The 20,073-nt window shown below is 60.5% G+C and carries 19 protein-coding genes; 3 read left to right on the top strand and 16 right to left on the bottom strand.

Features of this window, described 5'->3' with window-relative positions:
* Positions 1-78: 78 nt before the first annotated feature.
* Positions 79-1,611 (top strand): stage V sporulation protein B, encoded by a 1,533-nt coding sequence (gene spoVB / locus GE107_RS17845; protein WP_219641363.1) that lies wholly within the window; start codon positions 79-81, stop codon positions 1,609-1,611.
* 5 nt (positions 1,612-1,616) lie between these two features.
* Here the strand turns inward: spoVB and GE107_RS17840 are convergent, their stop codons facing one another.
* Positions 1,617-2,327 (bottom strand): DUF421 domain-containing protein, encoded by a 711-nt coding sequence (locus tag GE107_RS17840; RefSeq protein ID WP_219641335.1) that lies wholly within the window; start codon positions 2,325-2,327, stop codon positions 1,617-1,619.
* 160 nt (positions 2,328-2,487) lie between these two features.
* Here GE107_RS17840 and GE107_RS17835 point away from each other — a divergent pair, with 160 nt between their 5' ends.
* A complete protein-coding gene (locus GE107_RS17835) occupies positions 2,488-2,892 on the top strand; it encodes a TIGR04086 family membrane protein (protein ID WP_219641334.1) in 405 nt (134 codons plus the stop codon).
* Between the two features lie 78 nt (positions 2,893-2,970).
* Positions 2,971-3,819, top strand: a complete 849-nt coding sequence (locus GE107_RS17830; RefSeq protein ID WP_219641333.1) for a phosphatase PAP2 family protein — start codon at positions 2,971-2,973, stop codon at positions 3,817-3,819.
* 494 nt (positions 3,820-4,313) lie between these two features.
* Here GE107_RS17830 and yajC read toward each other — a convergent pair whose 3' ends face one another.
* From yajC to thrC, 15 genes are all read right to left on the bottom strand, one after another.
* Entirely contained in the window at positions 4,314-4,637 is a 324-nt protein-coding gene (gene yajC, locus GE107_RS17825; protein WP_219641332.1) for a preprotein translocase subunit YajC, read from the bottom strand.
* Between the two features lie 17 nt (positions 4,638-4,654).
* The gene (tgt, locus tag GE107_RS17820; protein ID WP_219641331.1) at positions 4,655-5,788 is read right to left on the bottom strand and encodes a tRNA guanosine(34) transglycosylase Tgt; all 1,134 of its coding nucleotides are present in this window, start codon (positions 5,786-5,788) and stop codon (positions 4,655-4,657) included.
* Positions 5,789-5,818: 30 nt separating this feature from the next.
* The gene (gene queA / locus GE107_RS17815; protein ID WP_219641330.1) at positions 5,819-6,868 is read right to left on the bottom strand and encodes a tRNA preQ1(34) S-adenosylmethionine ribosyltransferase-isomerase QueA; all 1,050 of its coding nucleotides are present in this window, start codon (positions 6,866-6,868) and stop codon (positions 5,819-5,821) included.
* Positions 6,865-8,991 carry a SpoIID/LytB domain-containing protein gene (locus GE107_RS17810; protein ID WP_219641329.1) on the bottom strand — a complete coding sequence of 709 codons (2,127 nt, stop codon included), beginning with the start codon at positions 8,989-8,991 and terminating at the stop codon, positions 6,865-6,867. The genes queA and GE107_RS17810 overlap by 4 nt, the downstream gene beginning before the upstream one ends.
* Positions 8,992-9,015: 24 nt before the next feature.
* Positions 9,016-9,285, bottom strand: a complete 270-nt coding sequence (locus tag GE107_RS17805) for a thiol-disulfide oxidoreductase DCC family protein (protein ID WP_219641328.1) — start codon at positions 9,283-9,285, stop codon at positions 9,016-9,018.
* 15 nt (positions 9,286-9,300) lie between these two features.
* Complete coding sequence (locus GE107_RS17800) at positions 9,301-9,432, bottom strand: DCC1-like thiol-disulfide oxidoreductase family protein (protein ID WP_219641327.1); 132 nt, start codon at positions 9,430-9,432, stop codon at positions 9,301-9,303.
* Positions 9,429-10,436: a Holliday junction branch migration DNA helicase RuvB gene (ruvB, locus tag GE107_RS17795; RefSeq protein WP_219641326.1), complete on the bottom strand. Its 1,008-nt coding sequence runs from the start codon at positions 10,434-10,436 to the stop codon at positions 9,429-9,431. The genes GE107_RS17800 and ruvB overlap by 4 nt, the downstream gene beginning before the upstream one ends.
* A gap of 33 nt (positions 10,437-10,469) precedes the next feature.
* Positions 10,470-11,087 (bottom strand): Holliday junction branch migration protein RuvA, encoded by a 618-nt coding sequence (ruvA, locus tag GE107_RS17790; protein WP_219641325.1) that lies wholly within the window; start codon positions 11,085-11,087, stop codon positions 10,470-10,472.
* Positions 11,084-11,587 (bottom strand): crossover junction endodeoxyribonuclease RuvC, encoded by a 504-nt coding sequence (gene ruvC, locus GE107_RS17785; RefSeq protein WP_219641324.1) that lies wholly within the window; start codon positions 11,585-11,587, stop codon positions 11,084-11,086. Before ruvC ends, ruvA begins: the two co-directional genes overlap by 4 nt.
* Before the next feature lie 154 nt (positions 11,588-11,741).
* A complete protein-coding gene (locus GE107_RS27235; RefSeq protein ID WP_219641323.1) occupies positions 11,742-12,452 on the bottom strand; it encodes a BofC C-terminal domain-containing protein in 711 nt (236 codons plus the stop codon).
* A gap of 64 nt (positions 12,453-12,516) precedes the next feature.
* Entirely contained in the window at positions 12,517-15,276 is a 2,760-nt protein-coding gene (locus GE107_RS17775; RefSeq protein ID WP_219641322.1) for a LysM peptidoglycan-binding domain-containing protein, read from the bottom strand.
* 861 nt (positions 15,277-16,137) lie between these two features.
* Positions 16,138-17,034 (bottom strand): branched-chain-amino-acid transaminase, encoded by an 897-nt coding sequence (ilvE, locus tag GE107_RS17770; RefSeq protein WP_219641321.1) that lies wholly within the window; start codon positions 17,032-17,034, stop codon positions 16,138-16,140.
* Positions 17,035-17,040: 6 nt separating this feature from the next.
* Entirely contained in the window at positions 17,041-17,898 is an 858-nt protein-coding gene (pheA, locus tag GE107_RS17765; protein ID WP_219641362.1) for a prephenate dehydratase, read from the bottom strand.
* Between the two features lie 29 nt (positions 17,899-17,927).
* Positions 17,928-18,941: a homoserine kinase gene (gene thrB / locus GE107_RS17760; protein WP_219641320.1), complete on the bottom strand. Its 1,014-nt coding sequence runs from the start codon at positions 18,939-18,941 to the stop codon at positions 17,928-17,930.
* The gene (thrC, locus tag GE107_RS17755; RefSeq protein ID WP_219641319.1) at positions 18,938-20,008 is read right to left on the bottom strand and encodes a threonine synthase; all 1,071 of its coding nucleotides are present in this window, start codon (positions 20,006-20,008) and stop codon (positions 18,938-18,940) included. Before thrC ends, thrB begins: the two co-directional genes overlap by 4 nt.
* Positions 20,009-20,073: the final 65 nt, after the last annotated feature.

Raw genomic sequence — 20,073 nt, 5'->3', positions numbered from 1 at the left:
CCGCATACAAATAAGAATAACCGAAGGTAGGAGGGACGCCGTTTGTCCGTTCGCAAACAATCGTTCATCCAGGGAGCCATGATCCTGCTGGCGGCCGGACTCGTCAACCGGCTTCTCGGCTTCGTTCCGCGCATCGCCCTGCCGCGCATGATCGGAGCCGAAGGCGTCGGCTTGATCCAATTGGTGTACCCGTTCATGATCGTGCTGCTCACCGTCATCGCGGGCGGACTTCCCCTGGCGGTGGCCAAGCTGGTGGCCGAAGCCGATTCCCGCGGCGATTCCGCTTCCATAAGGAAAATCGTCGGCGGCGCCATGACGTTGGCCGTATCCGCGAGCCTGGCTGCTGCAGCGGCATGCTTGGCTTTGGCGGGATGGATTTCGTCCGAGGTGATGACCGATGCCCGTGTCCACGCCGCATTCCTGTGCATGATCCCGATTCTTCCGCTCGTGGCGGTATCGTCCGTCTGGAGAGGGTATTTCCAAGGCAAGCAGAATATGATCCCGTCCGCTTTCTCGTCCACCACGGAAACGCTGGTCCGGATCGCCTGTTCTTTGCTGCTGGCCTGGCTGCTCTTCCCTTATGGGCTGGAAGCGGCGACGGCCGGCGCGGTTGCGGGGATGGTTGCCGGGGAAACGGCAGGCCTGCTGGTGTTATGGAACCGCATGGCGACCGAGCGCAGATCGAACCCCGGCCACGTTCCGGTACCCTCGTCCGTCAAAGGCGTTTCCCCGGACCGCAAAATGTACCGCAGCCTGCTCGGTATCGCCCTGCCGGTGACGGGCAGCCGGTTGATCGGCTCGCTGTCTTACTTGCTGGAATCGATTTTAACCGCGAGAAGCTTGGCGTCGGCCGGCTTGTCGGTCGCGAAGGCGACCTCCCTGTACGGCGCGCTCCAGGGCATGGTCATCCCGCTGTTACTGCTTCCGGGAGCTCTCACCTATTCCCTCGCGGTATCGCTTGTCCCTTCGTTGTCCGAAGCCGCGGCCCGACAGGATTGGAACACCATCCATAAGCGTCTTCACCAGACGATGCGCCTGGCCGTTGTCACCGGCGCCCCTTTCGTTGTGCTGATGGGGCTCTTGGCCGAACCGATCTGCATGCTGCTGTACGGAGACGATTCGATGGCCGGCATGCTTCGCTGGATGGCGCCGATCGCGATTTTCCTTTACATGCAAGCGCCTCTCCAAGCGGCGCTGCAGGCTTTGGACCGTCCCGGCACCGCCCTGTTCAACACGTTCGCCGGGGCGGCCGTCAAGCTCGCGCTGATTGTCCAACTCGCGACTCAGCCGGAGCTCGGCATTCTCGGCGCCGTCATCGCGATCGGCGTCAACATGGTGCTCGTGACGCTCCTTCATTGGATCAGCGTCGCGCGGCTCACCGGTTTCCGGCTCGACCCATTCGATTTCCTGAAAGTCATGACCGCCATGATCATCATGGGGGCAGTCGCGCTATGGATATGGAACGGCCGTTTCCTGCCGATGGATGCGATGAATCTCGCTTCTTCTGCGCTCTCCGCCGTGATCGTTTACGTGGTGCTGCTCATCGCGATGAGGCTGATCGACGGCCATGACGCGGCGCGGATTCCGGTGTTCGGCAGGCTGTTCCGTTAACCAAATTATTTTTTTCGGTCGACGTATAGTTTGCCTTTATGGTCGACGCTGCAAAAGAACACCTGCTTGAATTGGTCGATTCCTTGCTCGCGCAGCCGGTTTTTCAACCAAAAACGGTTTTTGCCCAGCCTCTCCAAACTTTCGTCCTGCACTTGTCCGTCCAGGATCAGCGGAAGAGGAAGCAGCTCGTAGCGGAATTTCGGCGGGAGCTCCGATTGTTCGGCGCTCGGGTCATGCGTTGCGGAATTTAGCCTGGTCTCCTCGGACAGTCGATCTTCCTTCGGAATGACCGACAGCTTGCCGTTGGCTTCCAGAACCGCCAGTTCCACCTCGTCGACGTTGGTGATTTCGTGCTCGCGCAACTGCGCCATGAGATCGTCCAAGTTGTATCTCTGCCTGCTCATTTCCTTCCGGTTCAGACGGCCGTCCCGAATTAGCACGCTGGGGGTTCCGTCCATCCATAAGCGGAGTTTTCGGTTCTTGATCGCGAGAAACGCGAACACGATCTGGATCGCGACCAGAAGAACGATCGGCGCAACGGCGTCCATGATCGGCTTCTCTTTATCCTCGATGATAATGACGGCGATTTCCGCGATCATGATCGAAATCACGAGGTCGAATACCGACAGTTTGCCGATTTCCCGTTTGCCCATCAGTCGAAGAAGAGCAAAGACCAGGACGTACATGATCAGCGTGCGAAGCAGAATGGTCGTCATTGGCAATCCGTCCTCCGCGTCAGTAGGCCGCGCCCGTCCAAGCACGGGAACGGTCGCTCGCGAGTGTAGTTTCACCGCCTGCCGGTAGGGTCATGCATGTACTACGCCGGCGGGCATCGCCATAAGATGGTACAAAGCCTATTTCCAAGGAGTGATGAGCTTGAGCCCGATTACCCGCGTGCTGAAAGTCCGCGCCGGCTCTCCCGTTATGTCCGGTCTTATCTGGTCGTGCATCTGGCTGGGAGCCGGCACCCTGTTCCTCTCCATGATGCTGACGAGCAGTTCTTTGCGCGAAGCCGATCTGGTGCCTTGGGTTTTCGGGATCCACGGCGCCGCCTCGCTCGCAGGCGGGTTTGTGGCCGCGCGGAGATCCGGCAGGAAGGGCTGGTATTTCGGAGCGGCAAACGGGGCTTTGTATTCGTTGCTGGTCATGTTGACGAGTTTCCTGGCGACGGATACCGACTGGTCGCTGCGCGTATTGGCTTTGCTGGGGCTCACTTGCTTGACGGGAGCGCTGGGCGGCATGCTGGGCGTCAATTCCGGTTCTTCCGGCGGAAGCAGGTAACGCCGTCCTCTCGGACCGAGCCGGCCTTTTGTGGTATACTAGGGTGTGCCAAACTCATGACGATACCCGGGGGCCTATATGACCGTTTTTACATCCCTTCAGTCCGTGCAGGCGTGGACGGCCGCGACGATCGCCATCCTCCTATGGTTCGGAACCGGACGCCAACCGCTCGATCCGGTATACAGGCTGCTCCGGTCGCTGGCCGTATCCCGCAAATGTCTGCTGTTCTTCCTCGCGGCGCTGGGGATTCTCGTCCTCAATACCTTTGAAGTGAAGCTCGAAAATGCTTACGGCGTGTCGTACGATCTGACGGCCGCCATGACCGGGTGGGAAGGCAATTGGCACGTTTGGCTGCAGTCCCGTCTAAGCTCCGGCTTGTTGACCGCGGTGTGCGCTTTTTTCTACGTCGTCGTGTTCCAATCGGTCATGATCTCTTCGCTCGGCATTTATGCATCGCAATCCGGAAAACGGCTTTACTATGCCTTCTGCGTCGCGCTGCTGGTCAATTACGCCGTGGCGCTCCCCATGTACTGGTTCGTGCCGGTCAACGAGGCTTGGTACGCCGACCCGCGGATCCACTTCCTGATGCTTGACGCATTCCCCACTTTCGAGCGGGATTACCGGGGGCTCTCCGGCATCAACAATTGCTTTCCCAGCCTTCACACTTCGATTTCGGTGACGATGGCCCTTCTGGCCGCCAGGTCGGGCATCCGCCGGTGGGCCGTCTTCGCGTGGATCAACGCCGCCGTCATCGTCTTCGCCATTTTCTATTTGGGCATCCATTGGTTCACCGATGCGATCGCGGGCGTCCTGCTCGCCATGTTCAGCGTTTACGTCGGCATGATCGCCGGAGCCCGCGCCGAGCGCAGCGCAAGCAGCGATCCCTTGTACAAAACCGCAGACAAAAAAGCCTTTCCGACCGGTTAAACCGGAGGAAAGGCTTTTGGCACGGGGTATTTCCGTTCGGAACCCCATGCCCGCACTTTAAGCTTGCCGCACAAGCTTATCTTCCCGTTTGGACCCCATGCCCGCACTTTAAGCTTGCCGCACAAGCTTATCTTCCCGTTTGGACCCCATGCCCGCACTTTAAGCTTGCCGCACAAGCTTATCTTCCCGTTCGGACCCCATGCCCGCACTTTAAGCTTGCCGCACAAGCTTATCTTCCCGTTCGGACCCCATGCCCGCACTTTAAGCTTGCCGCACAAGCTTATCTTCCCGTTTGGACCCCATGCCCGCACTTTAAGCTTGCCGTACAAGCTTATCTTCCCGTTCGGACCCCCATGTCCGCACTTTAAGCTTGCCGCACAAGCTTATCTTCCCGTTCGGACCCCCATGTCCGCACTTTAAGCTTGCCGCACAAGTACGCAAGAAAAAAACCTTCTAAGATCTCTTGGATCCAGAAGGCTTATTCGTTGCTGCCTTTACCCTTCCGATTTCGTTTCCGACTTCGGCTCGGCCGCGCGCGAGGTCACGGCGTTGATCGCGGAACGGTCGAACGTGAGCTTCGTGACGTCGTTTACTTTCAGCACGACGGTGTCGTCCGAGATTTGTTCGATCGTGCCGTGCATGCCGCCGATGGTCGTCACTTTATCGCCTTTCTTCAAAGCGTTCAGCATCGAGCTGCGTTCCCGCGATTTCTTCTGTTGCGGACGGATCAGCAGGAAATAGAAAATGGCGAACATGAGCACGAACGGCATCAGTGTGACCCACAAGCTGCTGCTGCTCTGACTGGATAACCACAACATGGATGTTCCCTCCTTTCTCAAAAACCGCTTTCGTTGTGCTGCATCCCGTATTTCTCGAAAAATTCGTCCCGGAAATCGCGCAGCCGGTCTTCCCGTATCGCCTCGCGGACCTGCCGCATCAATTCGACCAGAAAATGAAGATTATGTATGGTGGTCAGGCGAAGTCCGAACATCTCGTCCGCCTTGATCAAATGGCGGATATAGGCGCGGGAATAATGCCGGCAGGCGTAGCAGGAGCATTCCGGATCGAGCGGGGAGAAATCCGCCGCGTACTTGGCGTGGCGAACGACGAGCCTGCCCTGGCTGGTCATGACCGTTCCGTTGCGCGCAATCCGCGTCGGCAGCACGCAGTCGAACATGTCGATGCCGCGTATGCTTCCTTCGACCAAGGCGTCCGGGGAACCGACGCCCATCAGGTACCTCGGCTTGTCTGCGGGCAGCAGGGGTACGGTCTCTTCCAACACCTGATACATCAAGGGTTTGGGCTCGCCCACGCTGAGTCCACCAATAGAATACCCCGGAAAATCGAGGGAAGTCAAATCCGCCGCGCTCTGACGGCGAAGATCGGCGTGCATGCCGCCCTGTACGATACCGAAGAGGGCCTGGTCGTGGGGACGGGCGTGCGCTTTGAGGCACCGTTCCGCCCAGCGGCTCGTCCGTTCGGTCGATTTTTTGACATAGTCGTAATCCGCGGGGTAGGGCGGGCATTCGTCGAACGCCATCATGATGTCGGAGCCGAGGGCGTTCTGCACCGCGGTCGCCACCTCGGGCGACAAATAAAGCTTGTCCCCGTTCAGGTGGGAACGGAACTGTACGCCGTCTTCGGTGATTTTGCGGTTCTCGGCCAGCGAGAACACCTGGAAACCGCCGCTGTCCGTCAGGATCGGCCGGTCCCAGTTCATGAATCGGTGCAAGCCGCCCGCATCCCGAATCAATTCGTGGCCGGGGCGCACGAAGAGGTGGTACGTATTGCTGAGAATGATCTGGGCGTTAAGGTCCTTCAGTTCCTCCGGGCTTATCCCTTTCACGGTTGCCTGGGTTCCGACCGGCATGAATACCGGGGTATCGATCACGCCGTGGGGGGTATGGAGCTTGCCTAGCCTTGCTCCCGTTTGCGCGCAGGTTTTGATCAATTCGTAACGAACGGCCATGGATGTGTCGTTCCTCTCTTCGCCATCAAGTCAAGTAATGAACATTGCGTCGCCGAAGCTGAAAAAGCGGTATTCCCGCGCGACGGCTTCCCGGTAGGCGTTCAGAACCGCTTCGCGGCCTGCCAGCGCGCTTACGAGCATCACAAGCGTCGATTTCGGCAGGTGGAAATTCGTCAGCAGCGCATCTACCATCGTAAAGCGGTAACCCGGATAAATGAAAATATCGGTCCACCCGCTGCAAGCCTCGATGGGAGAGTTGCCGAACCGTTGGCCGATCGTTTCGAGCGTGCGGGCGGACGTCGTGCCGACCGCTACGATCCGCCGCCCGGCCGTCCGGGTTTCATTCAGCAGGGCGGCGCTTTCTTCGCTGACCGAATACCATTCCGCGTGCATCTCGTGCTCCTGCACGGTTTCGGCGGACACCGGCCGGAACGTGCCCAAGCCGACGTGCAAGGTCACCCGGCACAGCTTGACGCCCATCGTCTGCAGCCGATCGAGAAACGCTTCGGTAAAATGCAGACCCGCCGTCGGAGCGGCGGCGGATCCTTCGTGCCGGGCATATACGGTCTGATAGCGTTCGCGGTCATCCAGCGTTTCCTTGATATAAGGCGGAAGCGGCATGTGCCCCAGCCGGTCCAGCAGTTCTTGGAAAATGCCTTCGTATTGGAAGCGGATCACCCGCGCTCCCATCTCGCCCTCGTCTTCCACCGTCGCCGTCAGCAACGGCCGGTCTCCATCCCCCCCGGCACCGAAATGAAGCTCCGTCCCTTGGCGGATCTTCTTGCCGGGACGAACGAGCGCCTCCCATCTGTCTCCTTCGAGCCGTTTGAGCAGCAGGAGCTCTGCCTTGGCGCCCGTGTCGGCTTTGGTGCCGAATAATCGGGCGGGAAGCACTCTCGTATCGTTCAATACGAGCACGTCTCCCGGCCCGATATATTCCGCCAGATCCGTAAACGTCCGATGCTCCGTCCGTCCGTCCGCGCGATGAAGCACGAGCAGACGCGAAGCCGTGCGCTCCGCCAGAGGCGTCTGGGCGATCAGCCTTTCCGGCAATTCGAAATCGAAATCACTGACGTTCATCGGTTTGCATCCTTCTCGATTACGACATCCTTATAGTAGTATTGCAGAATGTAACGGTAGTCATTCCCTTGTTCGGCCAGCTTCTTCGCGCCGTATTGGGACATGCCGAGGCCGTGTCCGTACCCTTTGGCCGAGATGATAAACGCAGGCGTCGGGGTTACGACTCTCGCTTGCCCCGAAGCGTCCATAACGAACAGGTTCGTCCCGTCCGCGGAACGCGTTTGGCCGTCCGCTCCCATGATCTGCAGGGGTCCGGATTCTTGCGGCAGCTTGCGGGTTTCTTCGCCGGCCCCCACAATCGTCATCCGCCCCGTCTCCTCGATCGTAATCAACGTGCTGCGAAGGCCGCCGAGGGCGCTTCTCCAGGAATCCGGGGCTTTGAGCGTATAAGGCGTGCCGTTCACGGAAACTTGGTTCACCCTGCCGGATGGTCCCCGGCCCGTGACTTCCAGCGTCTGCAGCGGCCCCGCCGCATGGATGTATTTGTTCAAGGACGCCAATAGCACGTCCGGCTTAAAGGGGGTTTCCACCCAGCTGTATGCCGTGTTCTCCGGCACTTTCCCGATCGGGATCACCGTCGTCCCGGCGGACAGCCGCACGATCGGCTCGACGTTCGTTTCGACCTTCGGCCGGACCCGCACGGCCGTGTTCTCCCCTGTCACGGTCATGACGCGGAGACCGGCGGCGTTGCGTCCGGCATCCGCAAGCAGATCGCCGCGGATGTAACCCCGCTGTCCGGAAGCGAGCGCGACATCGTACCAGTCTGGCAAGCCGGCCTGCGGACCGTCGTCCGGACTGGCGATTCCGCCCGGGAGATACCCCGTGTCGCTTCCCCATCCCTCCGTCCGGTTATCGGCCGTCAAACCGCCTGCATTCGAGGAGAATACGGCATTGATGACGCGGCCGTCATGCGTCAGCACTTCGCCGGCCGTCGCTTGAACCCCGGCCGTGGAATTGGGATTTTCGGAGGCTGTCCCGTTATAGGCTTGACTGAGCGTCGTATCGACGACGTTCGCGATTTGGAATCCCGTGCCGGAAGACAGCGCGTAGGATCGCGCGGCGACCGCCTGCGCCTTCTGGGCTTCCGCCGGCCAGCCGGGTCCGACTTCCGCCCCGACGACGGAGTAGAGATATTGCTCGAAATCGATTTCGTTCACGACGGCCAGCGCGCCGTTCAGCACGCTCATTTCCATCGCGCCGCGATAAGAGCGCTTATAGCGTTCCGCGAGCTGGACGGTGCCGCCCGCGGCCGGTTCAGCCCGGAGCACGGCGCCCGCGGACGCCGGAATGGCGTACAAGGTCACCGGACTGCCGGCAGGGCCGGTAAGGGTCATGTCCTGACGGATCAAGGCGTACGGCTCTCCCGCAGGCGGCACCCGGACGTTCACGCCTCCGGCGGCCGACGCGGCCTGCTGCAAAGCGGAAGCGCCCGCGGCGTCGGCTTCCTGACCGACCCGCACAACGTAGGAGAGCGTACCGTTCAGCATTTTCACCGCGACGAAAGCGTCCAGGCCGGCGTTGCCGAACGCTTCGGCGGCTGCAGCCGCTTCCGCCCGGCCCGCGTAAGGCCCCGCTTCCGCCGCCCAAGGCCCCGCGACCTTCGGATTCGCCGCCTGGGGTACCCCTGCGGCCGCGACCGCGGAAGTCCACTTCGCCAGTGCCGCGGAAGCGGCGGCGGGCGTCGCGTAGACGCCTTCCGATACTTGATAGACCGTCTTGCCCGATTTCGTAAGACGGGTCACGAACGCCGATTGGGAAGAAGCCTGAAGATTCTTCAGGACGGCGAATGCGCCTGCGGCATCGGCCGTTTCCAGGACAATCGCTCTATACCCGTCCATAGCGAAGCGGACGGGCTGCCCGGGCGTAATCGAGTCTATCGCCGCGGTGAATTGGGGATCGCGCCAGGCAATCGTCATTCCGGCGGAGGACTGCAGCGTAGCCGCGGGCGTAAGCGACGTGAAGTTCTTGGAAGGCAGGTTCAGGAACAAGCCTACCCGGATCGTATCCGGCACGTTTACGGCGGCATAGGCCGTTCTCCGGCCGGAACCGGACAATACGATAATTACGATCAGCGCAAATAGAGCATAGCGGTAAGAGGTCCTGCTAACGTTTCGGATGATCATGATCGCCTCCGCCTTGTGGAGTGTTCAGGGGGATGGAGCAAACCCGTTCGAGCAGGAAGTCCGGCCGAGCAGCCGATAAAGGTAACGAGCGACAAAGCGGTACAAGAGCCGGGTGAGGCCGCGCAATCCCGGAAGCCGGGCGACGGCAGCCAGCCATGGCAATGACGGGGTCAGGCTCGTCAGTTTGAGGACGCCGTCCGCTCCGCTGTAGCGCCGTCCTTCTTCATCCGTCACATGCGACTGGGCGGACAGGTCGGAAAGAGGCACATCGTCGATGCCCGGCCACGGCTTCACTTCCCCGCTCGTCAATTACTGCAGGGGAACGAAAGTCAAATCCGCGCGAACCGGCAGTTTCCGCAGTTTGTCGACCGCTGCCAAGCATAAATTGCATTCTCCGTCATAGACGACGGTCAGGCGGGAAAGTTGCGGCCGCCCGCTCATTCCGCACGCTCCGGCACGGGAAGCCCGAGGTGGCGGTAGGCGGCCGGAGCCACGACACGGCCTCTGGGCGTTCGCTGCAAGTATCCGATTTGCATGAGATAAGGCTCGTAGACGTCCTCGATCGTCTGGCTTTCTTCCCCGATGAGCGCCGCGATCGTATCCAATCCGACCGGACCTCCCCGATAGTTCTGGATCATGGCGAGCAGCATCCGGTGATCGATGGCGTCAAGCCCCATCGGATCCACCTGGATCCGCTCCATGGCGTCCCGGGCTACTTCGTCCGTGATCACGCCGTCTCCCTTGACCTGAGCGTAATCGCGGACCCGCTTGAGCAGCCGGTTGGCGATGCGGGGTGTGCCGCGGGCGCGCCGGGCGATTTCCCGGGAAGCCTCACCCACGATCCCGACGTTAAGAATATCGGCCGCCCGGGACACGATGTAGGCCAATTCGTCCTCGTTATAAAACTCGAGCCTGCTCACCACGCCGAAACGGTCGCGGAGCGGCGCGGACAGCAGTCCGGCCCGGGTTGTGGCGCCGATCAGCGTGAATTTGGGAAGGTCGAGCCTGACCGATCTCGCGCTGGGGCCTTTGCCGATAATGAAATCGAGCGCGAAATCCTCCATGGCCGGATAGAGCACTTCCTCCACCGTACGGTGCAGGCGGTGGATTTCGTCGATGAAGAGGACGTCGTTCTCCTGCAAATTGGACAAAATCGCGGCCAAATCGCCCGGACGTTCGATGGCGGGTCCGCTGGTCGTGCGGATATGGACGCCGAGCTCGTTGGCGATGATGTTCGAGAGGGTCGTCTTGCCCAATCCCGGGGGGCCGTAAAGCAGTACATGGTCGAGAGGCTCGCGGCGCATCTTGGCCGCTTCTATGTAAATCTTGAGGTTCTCCTTCACTTGCGACTGTCCGATATATTCCGCCAGGTAACGGGGACGCAGGCTGTATTCCACCGCCTGGTCTTCCATCATCAAATGGGCGGTGACGATTCGGTCATCCACGCTTCACGTCCTCCTTCCCCGCTTCTCGCCGCCTCAACCTTGGAACAATTGCTGCAGCGCTTTTTTCATCAGGGCGTCCGGCGATTCGTCGCCCGTCAGGCCGGCTTGGATCCGGCTCCAAGCCCGGTCAAGCTCCGCTTCCCGGTAACCGAGCCCGGCGAGCGCCTCGCGAGCGGCCGCCCACGCGGAACCGCCTTCCGTTCCCGCGGCCGCGGCAGGCTCCATCAGCTCCGCGGCCGCTGCCGCGGGACCTTGGACGCCGAGCTTGTCCTTCAAATCGAGAATCATCCGCTGCGCGGTTTTGCGTCCGATGCCCGGCAGCTTGGTAAGAAAATTCACGTTCTCCTGCTGGATCGCGGCCGCGATCGTATCGGGCCGGCCCCCGGCAAGCACGCCCAGAGCCACCTTGGGCCCGATTCCGGAAACGTCCAGCAGCTTGCGGAACAAGCTTTGTTCCTCGCGGGTCGGAAAGCCGAACAGCTGGATGGCGTCTTCCCGGACATGATGATGGATGAATAATTGCACCGGCTCCTCCGTTCGGGACAATCCGTAAGGGTTCGGGGTGAATACCCGGTATCCGACGCCGTGCACGTCAAGGACGACGTATTCCGTCTCCAGGTGCGCCACGCGTCCGCGCAAAAAATCGATCATATTGGCTTCACTCCGTTCAACCGGTCGTTCAGGGAGACCGAATGCGCATGGCAGATGGCGACGGCCAGCGCGTCGGCGACGTCGTCCGGCTTCGGCACCGCCTGCAGCTTGAGGATCATTTTGACCATTTCCTGCACCTGCTTCTTCTCCGCGGCGCCGTATCCGACGACCGCCTGCTTCACCTGCATCGGCGTATATTCCCCGATCGGCAGCCCCCTCTGCGCGGCGGCCAGCATCAGCACGCCCCGCGCCTGCCCGACGCTGAATGCGTTCGTCACGTTCTTATTGAAAAACAGCTTCTCGACGGCGATCGTATCGGGACGGTATTTGTCCAGCAGCGCGCAAGACGCGTCGTAAATCTGGCGAAGTCGCTCTTCCGTCCTCGTCCCGGCTTCGGTCTCGATGCTGCCGTACTGTACGGGAACGAGCCGGTGCCCGATTTTGTCGATAAACCCGAATCCCATGATGGCGATGCCCGGGTCGATGCCCAGCACCCGCATGTCCTAGTCCCCGCTCTCCGTAATGGCTCCGCTTGCTCCCATAGATTATAGCAAATGTTCGCACCGATGAGAACAAAAGCCATGCCGAAAAGGACGCCCCCTGCGGGAGCGCCCCTTATGCCGGCTCATATGACGGCTTATCCGGTACGGCCGTTTAGCGTTGCTGCTTCATAACGCCCTCCGACTTTCGGGCGAAATCGCTGAAGCTGGACAGCACGCTTCGGTATTCGTCCCGATCGGAAACGCGGATGCCGTCAGCCAGCTCGTGAAGCTTTTCCTTGGACAAGCTGGATTCCAGGGAACGGATGTCGAGCTGGAAGAAGGTGCGCACGACGTTGTCCTTTCTCGGCGGACCGTCGAACAGCGACAGGTTGCCGTCCGCATCCATCCCGATATAAGCCGTCTGGCGGCATGCGGGCGACAAATCTTCCACGTTCTCTTGGAGCACGAGACGGCCGGAAGTTTCGAACGACGCTTCCCAATCCCTCCTCGATTTGAGAAGCTCGGCCGCTTTCCCGGCCGAATGACGGCCCAGCATCCGGGTCTCCTCTCCGCACCAATAAACCCTGTGCAGGACGAGCTCCACCTCGCCGTCCCATCCGGCGAGCGCCTGAAGCGCGGCCTCGCGGGAGCCGGGAGCCGGCGCGGCGGCAGGCTTGTCCGTTCCCGGCGTTTCCGATAGAGGAACCGCGGCGGGCTCAACCTCGGAATATCCCAGCGCGGCTTTCTCAATGATCGCCGCGGTGCCGATTCCGGCAGCAGACGCAGCCAGGAAAACGGCGGCCAGCATGCCGAGGGACCAGATCGGACGGCGTCTTCTCTTCAATTTCTTCTTCAATTCCTTCATGGCGCGAAAGACGAACACCGGAATCCCCTTCTCTTCCTTTTTCTCTAGTGTTGCCAGGGGATTCCGGCGCTATGCGCTTACTTCACCATTTGATCCAGGGCAGGCTTTCTTTGCGCTTCGATTTCAAGCGGCCGGTTTTCGCGGCTTTCCGCTCCGTCTGCGTTTTCCGCTTTTTCGTCACGACGGCGGAAAGCGGATCGGCGTCGTCTTCCTCCGCCGCGTGCAGGGTCAGGGAGTCCGACTGGCCTTCGCTTTTCTCCTCTTGGCGTTCGCGCAGCGGTGGTATGGGCGGGATCGGAGGAATCCCGTCTACCTCAAACGGAACCCCGAAATGGCCGTAAGTGGGCACGACTCCTGCCGGATCGTTGACCGCCGGAAGAACGCCCGCGGGCGCTGTAGCGTAGGGGGCGTAATGGCCGAGAGGAGCGCCGTCGTACCCGTAAGGCAAGTTGGCGATCGGATAGCCTGCGCCCATCGGCGCAAAGGTCGCGCCAGGATAGACGTTTTCCGGTACGCCAGCCGCGAACGGGCTTACGGCCGTCGGCGCAAAGGCCGCGCCAGGATAGACGTTTTCCGGTACGCCAGCCGCGAACGGGCTTACGGCCGTCGGCGCAAAGGCCGCGCCAGGATAGACGTTTTCCGGTACTCCAGCCGCGAACGGACTTACGGCCGTCGGCGCAAAGGCCGCGCCAGGATAGACGTTTTCCGGTACGCCAGCCGCGAACGGACTTACGGCCGTCGGCGCATAGGTCGCGCCAGGATAGACGTTTTCCGGTACTCCAGCCGCGAACGGACTTACGGCCGTCGGCGCATAGGTCGCTCCGGGATAGACGTTCGCCGGTACGGGTCCCGTCGCCAACGGGCTCACGGCCGTCGGCGCATAGGTTGCTCCGGGATAGACGTTCTCCGGAACGGGTCCCGTCGCCAACGGGCTCACGGCCGTCGGCGCATAGGCTGCTCCGGGATAGACGTTCGCCGGTACGGGTCCCGTCGCCAACGGGCTCACGGCCGTCGGCTTATAGGCCGCGCTCGGATAGACGTTCACGAATACGGGAGCCGCCGCCAACGGGCTCACGGACGTGGGCCATGAGGGAACCGCCGCTGCCGTGGGGGCGCTCAGCGCGGAAGGCGTTCCTCCGCAGTTTTTGCAACCCGCCGAAGGCTTCGCACCGGTGGCGGAGGGGGCGACCAAACCCGGAACGTAGGCGGGAAGATATCCCGTGACCCCCGTCATTGCGCCTGCATGGGGCGCTTGCGAAATGTCGCCGTAACCGTGCGTTTTGGCGAATCCGCTGATGTCGTTCGGATCGTACATGCTGCCGACTACGCCTTCCCATGCGCCATGAACGTGATCGTATCCATGATCGTAGGCGTGTCCGTAAGGGTAAAAATGGCCATAACCGTGTGCGAACGATGGATTTGCCGCCATTTCCGCCCCGCCGACGGGATAATTAGCCGGATAATTCGACGGATACGGCCCTTTGGCCCCGTACATCGGAGCGATGTTCGACGGATATGGCTCGTTGGCCCCGTACGCGGGAGCGATGTTCGACGGATACGGCTCGTTGGCCCCGTACATCGGAGCGATGTTCGACGGATATGGCTCGTTGGCCCCGTACATCGGAGCGATGTTCGACGGATACGGCTCGTTGGCCCCGTACGCGGGAGAGATATTCGAAGGATACGGCTCGTTGCCCCCGTACATCGGAGCGATGTTCGACGGATACGGCTCGTTGGCCCCAAACGAGGGAGCGATGTTCGACGGATACGGCTCGTTGGCCCCAAACGAGGGAGCGATGTTCGACGGATACGGCTCGTTGGCCCCAAACGAGGGAGAGATGTTCGACGGATACGGCTCGTTGGCCCCAAACGAGGGAGAGATGTTCGACGGATACGGCTCATTGGCCCCAAACGAGGGAGAGATGTTCGACGGATACGGCTCATTGGCCCCAAACGAGGGAGAGATGTTCGACGGATACGGCTCGTTGGCCCCAAACGAGGGAGAGATGTTCGACGGATACGGCTCGTTGGCCCCAAACGAGGGAGCGATGTTCGACGGATACGGCTCGTTGGCCCCAAACGAGGGAGCGATGTTCGAATGATACGGCTCATTGGCCCCAAACGAGGGAGCGATGTTCGACGGATACGGCTCGTTGGCCCCAAACGAGGGAGCGATGTTCGACGGATACGGTTCATTGGCCCCAAACGAGGGGGAGATGTTCGACGGATACGGCTCGTTGGGAACATGAGTGCCCGCTTCGACGGCAGGTATCGGCATTTGTGCGAACAGTTCGTTCTCTTTATGGAACGGAATCGGACTGGGCGCAATTTCCTCTACCGGCTTGAATTCCGTTTTTTTGGAGGGCAGTTCGGGCAGTGGTGCCGGCAGCGGAGCCGGCATCGGCTCCGGCTCGGGCGCGGGTTCAAACGCTACCCCAGTCTCCTTTTTGACCCCGGTGTGTTTCTTTCCGGGGATCCATCCCTGCATGTCAAGGTTGGATCCTTGTGCCGCCCCGGGCGTCAGCTTTGGAATGTTGACGACTTCTCCCGTAAGCAATACGTTGGGATTTTTCAGTTGGGGATTCGCTTGGATCATGACGGAAAGCGGAATCCCCCAAGCTTTGGACAGCTTCCACAAAGTGTCTCCTTGCTGGACCGTATGCTGGTGCATCAGCTCGAAAGTCGGCTGGGCAGGAGCGGGAATTTTGATTTTCATGCCCACGTCGATTTGGTCCGGATTGGGAATCTCCGGATTGGCTTTGATGAGCTCTTCCAGCGGAACGTTGTATTTTTGGGCAATCATATACAACGAGTCGCCTTTTTTGACCATATGAATCTTCACGCCGTTCCCTCCTGGTCACGTTAGCATAAGCTCATAGGCGGGCTTTTGCCCTCCCGCAATCCCTACATCCTATGCAGGAAATAGGCATTTGACATCAAGAAGGGAAAAAATTGGCGGAACATTCGTCGCACGAGTAGGCGCGGCCATTGCAACAAGTCAAGTTGCTTAAACCCCGATAGGCTGACAGACTTTCACTTTGGCCGAACTTTAGCGTAAGTGTGAAACTACACTTCATATTCAATTTCATCCCTTAACCCAAAGAAACGGGCATTTGAGGCAGATGTTAAGTGTATTTTGGCACTAGGCGGGGTTGGGGGGTTGCAAAAAAACTGCTTGCGCGGTCCTGCTATCTCAAACGCACCTACAACACACCTAAGGAAATCGCAGAAATAACGTCTCCGGAGGTCACTACAGCGCTCGTAGTCGGGGATTTCGCAAAATAACGTCTCCGGAGGTCACTACAGCGCTCGTAGTCGGGGGTTTCGCAGAAATAACGTCTCCGGAGGTCACTACAGCGCTCGTAGTCGGGGGCTTTCCAGAAATAACGTCTCCGGAGGTCACTACAGCGCTCGTAGTCGGGGATTTCGCAAAAATAACGTCTCCGGAGGTCACTACAGCGCTCGTAGTCGGAGTTTTCCCTGAAATAACGTCTCCGCAAGTGACGACAACGTTCGCAGCGTCGGAGGACACAACCTATAAGTCGCAAAATCCGCAGACGAGCAGAACATCTACGGGAGCGCCTGAACCGTAATCGTAAACGGCTCCCCTCTCTCTCTCTTCCCCAAAACCACACCCCGGAAACTTATGCTTTCTAATCATGATAAAAAAGCCGCCGGACGATTCGCCCGGCAGCCTGTTGTTTCACTTCGAACCCGGTTGGAAATCGACCTTGACACCTTCGACCGTCACGATTTTGCGGAACTCCTCGAGTAAATGCATCGTCACGGGACCGGCTTTGCCTTCCCCGATGATGCGGCCATCCACCTCGCGCACGGCGATGACTTCCGCGGCCGTTCCGGTAAAGAAAACCTCGTCCGCGCAATATACGTCATGCAGCGTGAACGGTTCTTCCTTCAGCGTATAGCCGAGCCGGCCGCACAGATCGATGATGGCTCCGCGCGTCACGCCCTCCAGTGCGCCCAAATAGGTCGGGGGCGTGTACACGACGCCGCGTTTCACGACAAAGATGTTGTCGCTCGAGCCTTCCGCCACGTACCCTTGCGCGTTCAGCATGATCGCTTCGCCGACCTCGGCCAGGTTCGCTTGGATTTTGACCAGAATGTTGTTCAAATAGTTCAGCGACTTGACTTTGGGGCTAAGCGCGTCCGGAATGTTGCGGCGCTGGCTGACGGAGATCGAGCGAAGACCGCTCCTGTAAGCTTCCTCCGGATAGATGGAGAGCTGCTCGGCGATGATGATCACCCAGGCTTTCGGGCAGCGTTTCGGATCCAAACCGAGATTGCCGGGACCGCGGGAAACGACGAGCCGGATGTAGCCGTCCCGAAGGCCGTTTTTCCGCAGCGTCTCGCACAACGCCTCCTGCATCTCTTCGTAAGTGAGCGGAATGTCAAGCATGATGGATTTGGCCGAATCGTACAACCGGTCCAAGTGCTCCTTGCACCTGAAAATGTTGCCCCCGTAAATCCGGATCCCTTCGAAAATACCGTCTCCGTACAGAAACCCGTGATCGAACACGGACACTTTGGCGTTTTCCTTCGTGACGTACTCCCCGTTCAAATAAATCCATTGCTCAGCCATCGCCCGTTACACCTCCGGATTGGATTTATGATAAGGAATGCTGGGATATGACCCCAAAACGCGGACTTGGCAGCCGATTGCCTCGATTTCCGCAATGGCGGCCGGCAGTAGCACCGTATCCATCGAAAGCTCGATGTCGATATAGAAAAAATAGCTGCCCAGCTTCTTCTTAGTCGGCCTGGATTCGATGCGAGACAGGTTGATCCGCCGCCAGGCGAACGCGGACAGCACCTGATGGAGCGCGCCCGGATAATCCTCCGGAAGCGTCACGAGGATGCTCGTCTTGCGCTGAACGGCATCCGGCCGCTCATAGGGTGCCTCTCCCACCAGCAAAAACCGGGTAAAGTTGTTGTCGTGGTCGGTCACGCCGGATGCGAGCACGTCCAGTCCGAAATTCGCGGCCGCCAGCTGCGTTCCGATCGCGGCCCAGCCTCGGCCGGGATGATCGTGCACGAGCTGCACGGCCTGCGCCGTGCTCGGCAGCGTTTCGAGCTCCGCATGGGGAAGCGTGGCACGGAGGAATTGATGGCACTGCGCCATCGCGACCGGATGGCTGACCACCTTGGCGATTTTGGCCGGATCCCAGGACCCCGCCCCGTCCGCGAGCTCATCCGCCCTTCCGATCAGGTTCTGGATCGAAGGAAACACCCATTCGGCCCGGATCGGCAAATCCACTTCGTGGATCAACCAATCCAGATGGAGACTGACGGAGCCGTCGATCGTGTTCTCGATCGGGATGACGCTCCAGTCCGTTCTGCCGTTCACCGTAGACAGAAAGACATCCGCGATCAGCTTGTGGTATACGTATTCGACGTCCTGCCCCTGGAACAAATACCGGGCCGCCTCGTCGGAGACGGTGCCCATCGGCAGCACGGCCACGCTTCTGCGTCCGCTCACGCTCTCACCTCCGGCTTGCCGCCCGGCGCGGCCAGTGCGGCCAGCGGGGCTTCGAGCTCCCGGTCGGACTCGGACACGTCCAGCAACGCGCCATGCGCGCAAGGCTTCAGCCAGCGCGTCGAAACCCCGACGCCCGCCGATTGCATGACGCCCTTCACGTAGCCTTCCAGCTCCGCCCTTCTTCCGTCCCGCCGGTCCGCCAGCATAAGCAGCGTCGGGCCGGCACCCGAAAGCACGGCTCCAAGCGCCCCATGGTCCGGCGCGTCCCGAAGCACGTCCGCCATACCCGGAATCATCGACGCTCGGTAAGGCTGATGCAGCCGGTCCCGCATGGCGTGCCGCAGAACGTCCAGCCTGCCGGAAACGAGCGCCGCGGTCAGCAGAGAACTATGGCTGACATTGAACACGGCGTCTTCCATCGAGACCTGCTGCGGAAGCACGCCCCTCGCCTTCTTGGTGGACAGCTCGAATTCGGGAATCGCGACGAGCACTTCCAGATCGGCAGGGGGTTCCATCGAAACTGCGGCGGCATGTTCTCCGTCCCATGCCGCCGCCACGAACCCTCCGTACAAGGATGCGCCGACGTTATCCGGATGCCGTTCCAAGGCGGTCGCCATCTGGAACAGTTCGTCGCGGGACAGCGGCTCGCCGATGAGCCCGTTGGCCACCACCAAGGAGCCGACGATTGCCGCCGCGCTGCTGCCGAGCCCCCGCGTCAGCGGAATGTTGCTCTCGTATGCGATCTCCAGCTCGGGCACCTCTACGCCGGCCTTCCGGAATACCGCCTGCGCGACTTCATAGACCAGGTTGGACTTGTCCAGCGGGATTCCGTCCAGATTCTCCCCGAACAAACGAATGTCCGTTTGCCCGGCCGCTCTCATGGAGACACCCGCGTACAGAGGAAGCGCCATGCCGAGCGAATCGAAGCCGGGCCCAAGATTGGCGGTGCTGGCCGGGACGATGGCACGGGCAACTCGCTTCCGCGGCGGAACCGACCCGCGCGCCGTCATCGCACAGCCTCCTCCAGGAGGGCAATGGCCTCCAAGACCGCGGATTCGCTGTCCTGCACGACGACCGGTTCCGCCTGAACCGATTTGATCGCGATATTCGGATCCTTCAGCCCGTGTCCGGTCAACACGCACACTACTTTCTCCCCGCCTCTGAAGACGCCCTCCCGCTTGAGCTTGCGGACGCCGGCGAGCGACGCGGCGGACGCCGGTTCCGCGAATATCCCTTCGCGCTTCGCCATGAGCTTGTACGTGTCCAGAATCTCTTCGTCCGTCACGTAATCGATCCGGCCTTCCGATTCCCGGGCCGCTGCGACCGCGAGCTCCCAGCTGGCGGGATTGCCGATGCGGATCGCCGTGGCGACCGTCTCCGGATCCGGGATCGGCTCGCCCTTGACGATCGCCATCGCGCCTTCCGCCTCGAATCCGATCATCTTCGGAAGCGAAACGCTCTTCCCTGCGGCACGGTATTCCTTGAATCCTTTCCAATACGCCGCGATGTTGCCTGCGTTGCCTACCGGGATCGCCAGATAGTCCGGCGCTCCTCCCAATTGCTCGCACACCTCGAAGGCGGCCGTTTTCTGCCCTTCCAGCCGGTACGGGTTGACGGAATTGACCAGCGTGATCGGGTGTTTGGCCGTAATTTCGCGGACGATTTCCAATGCCCGGTCGAAGTTGCCTTCGATCGCGACGACCTTCGCCCCGTAGATGATCGCCTGCGCCAGCTTGCCGAGGGCGATGTTGTTATTCGGAATAAGGACGATGCAGTTTAATCCGCCCCGGGCCGCGTAAGCCGCTGCCGCCGCGGACGTATTGCCGGTGGACGCGCACATGATGGTGGTGCTGCCTTCCTCCATGGCCTTGGCGACGGCCATGACCATCCCGCGGTCCTTGAAGGAGCCGGTCGGGTTCAAGCCTTCGTATTTGAAGTAAAGGTCCAGGTCCAGCTCTTCCGACAGGTTCTCCGCGCGCACGAGCGGAGTGTTGCCTTCCTGCAGCGTCAGTAGCGGCGTGCCGTCCGTGACCGGCAAGAAGTCCTTGTACTTGGCGAGCAATCCGGGATAACGCATAACAAAACTCCTTTATCTGATTTTGCTGGATGCCTGCGGGTATGATCGGTTTCCGTTGCGGCCGG

Source organism: Cohnella sp. CFH 77786 (assembly GCF_019400745.1).
GTDB lineage: Bacteria > Bacillota > Bacilli > Paenibacillales > Paenibacillaceae > Cohnella.
This window is presented reverse-complemented; position numbering and strand designations above follow the sequence as displayed.

Excerpts from the sequence above, each read along its gene's own strand:
- spoVB (WP_219641363.1), top strand. The coding sequence starts at position 79 with ATGATCCTGCTGGCGGCCGGACTCGTCAACCGGCTTCTCGGCTTCGTT.
- GE107_RS17840 (WP_219641335.1), bottom strand. The coding sequence starts at position 2,327 with ATGACGACCATTCTGCTTCGCACGCTGATCATGTACGTCCTGGTCTTT.
- GE107_RS17830 (WP_219641333.1), top strand. The coding sequence starts at position 2,971 with ATGACCGTTTTTACATCCCTTCAGTCCGTGCAGGCGTGGACGGCCGCG.
- yajC (WP_219641332.1), bottom strand. The coding sequence starts at position 4,637 with ATGTTGTGGTTATCCAGTCAGAGCAGCAGCAGCTTGTGGGTCACACTG.
- tgt (WP_219641331.1), bottom strand. The coding sequence starts at position 5,788 with ATGGCCGTTCGTTACGAATTGATCAAAACCTGCGCGCAAACGGGAGCA.
- queA (WP_219641330.1), bottom strand. The coding sequence starts at position 6,868 with ATGAACGTCAGTGATTTCGATTTCGAATTGCCGGAAAGGCTGATCGCC.
- GE107_RS17810 (WP_219641329.1), bottom strand. The coding sequence starts at position 8,991 with ATGATCATCCGAAACGTTAGCAGGACCTCTTACCGCTATGCTCTATTT.
- GE107_RS17800 (WP_219641327.1), bottom strand. The coding sequence starts at position 9,432 with ATGAGCGGGCGGCCGCAACTTTCCCGCCTGACCGTCGTCTATGACGGA.
- ruvA (WP_219641325.1), bottom strand. The coding sequence starts at position 11,087 with ATGATCGATTTTTTGCGCGGACGCGTGGCGCACCTGGAGACGGAATAC.
- ruvC (WP_219641324.1), bottom strand. The coding sequence starts at position 11,587 with ATGCGGGTGCTGGGCATCGACCCGGGCATCGCCATCATGGGATTCGGG.
- ilvE (WP_219641321.1), bottom strand. The coding sequence starts at position 17,034 with ATGGCTGAGCAATGGATTTATTTGAACGGGGAGTACGTCACGAAGGAA.
- pheA (WP_219641362.1), bottom strand. The coding sequence starts at position 17,898 with ATGGGCACCGTCTCCGACGAGGCGGCCCGGTATTTGTTCCAGGGGCAG.
- thrB (WP_219641320.1), bottom strand. The coding sequence starts at position 18,941 with ATGACGGCGCGCGGGTCGGTTCCGCCGCGGAAGCGAGTTGCCCGTGCC.
- thrC (WP_219641319.1), bottom strand. The coding sequence starts at position 20,008 with ATGCGTTATCCCGGATTGCTCGCCAAGTACAAGGACTTCTTGCCGGTC.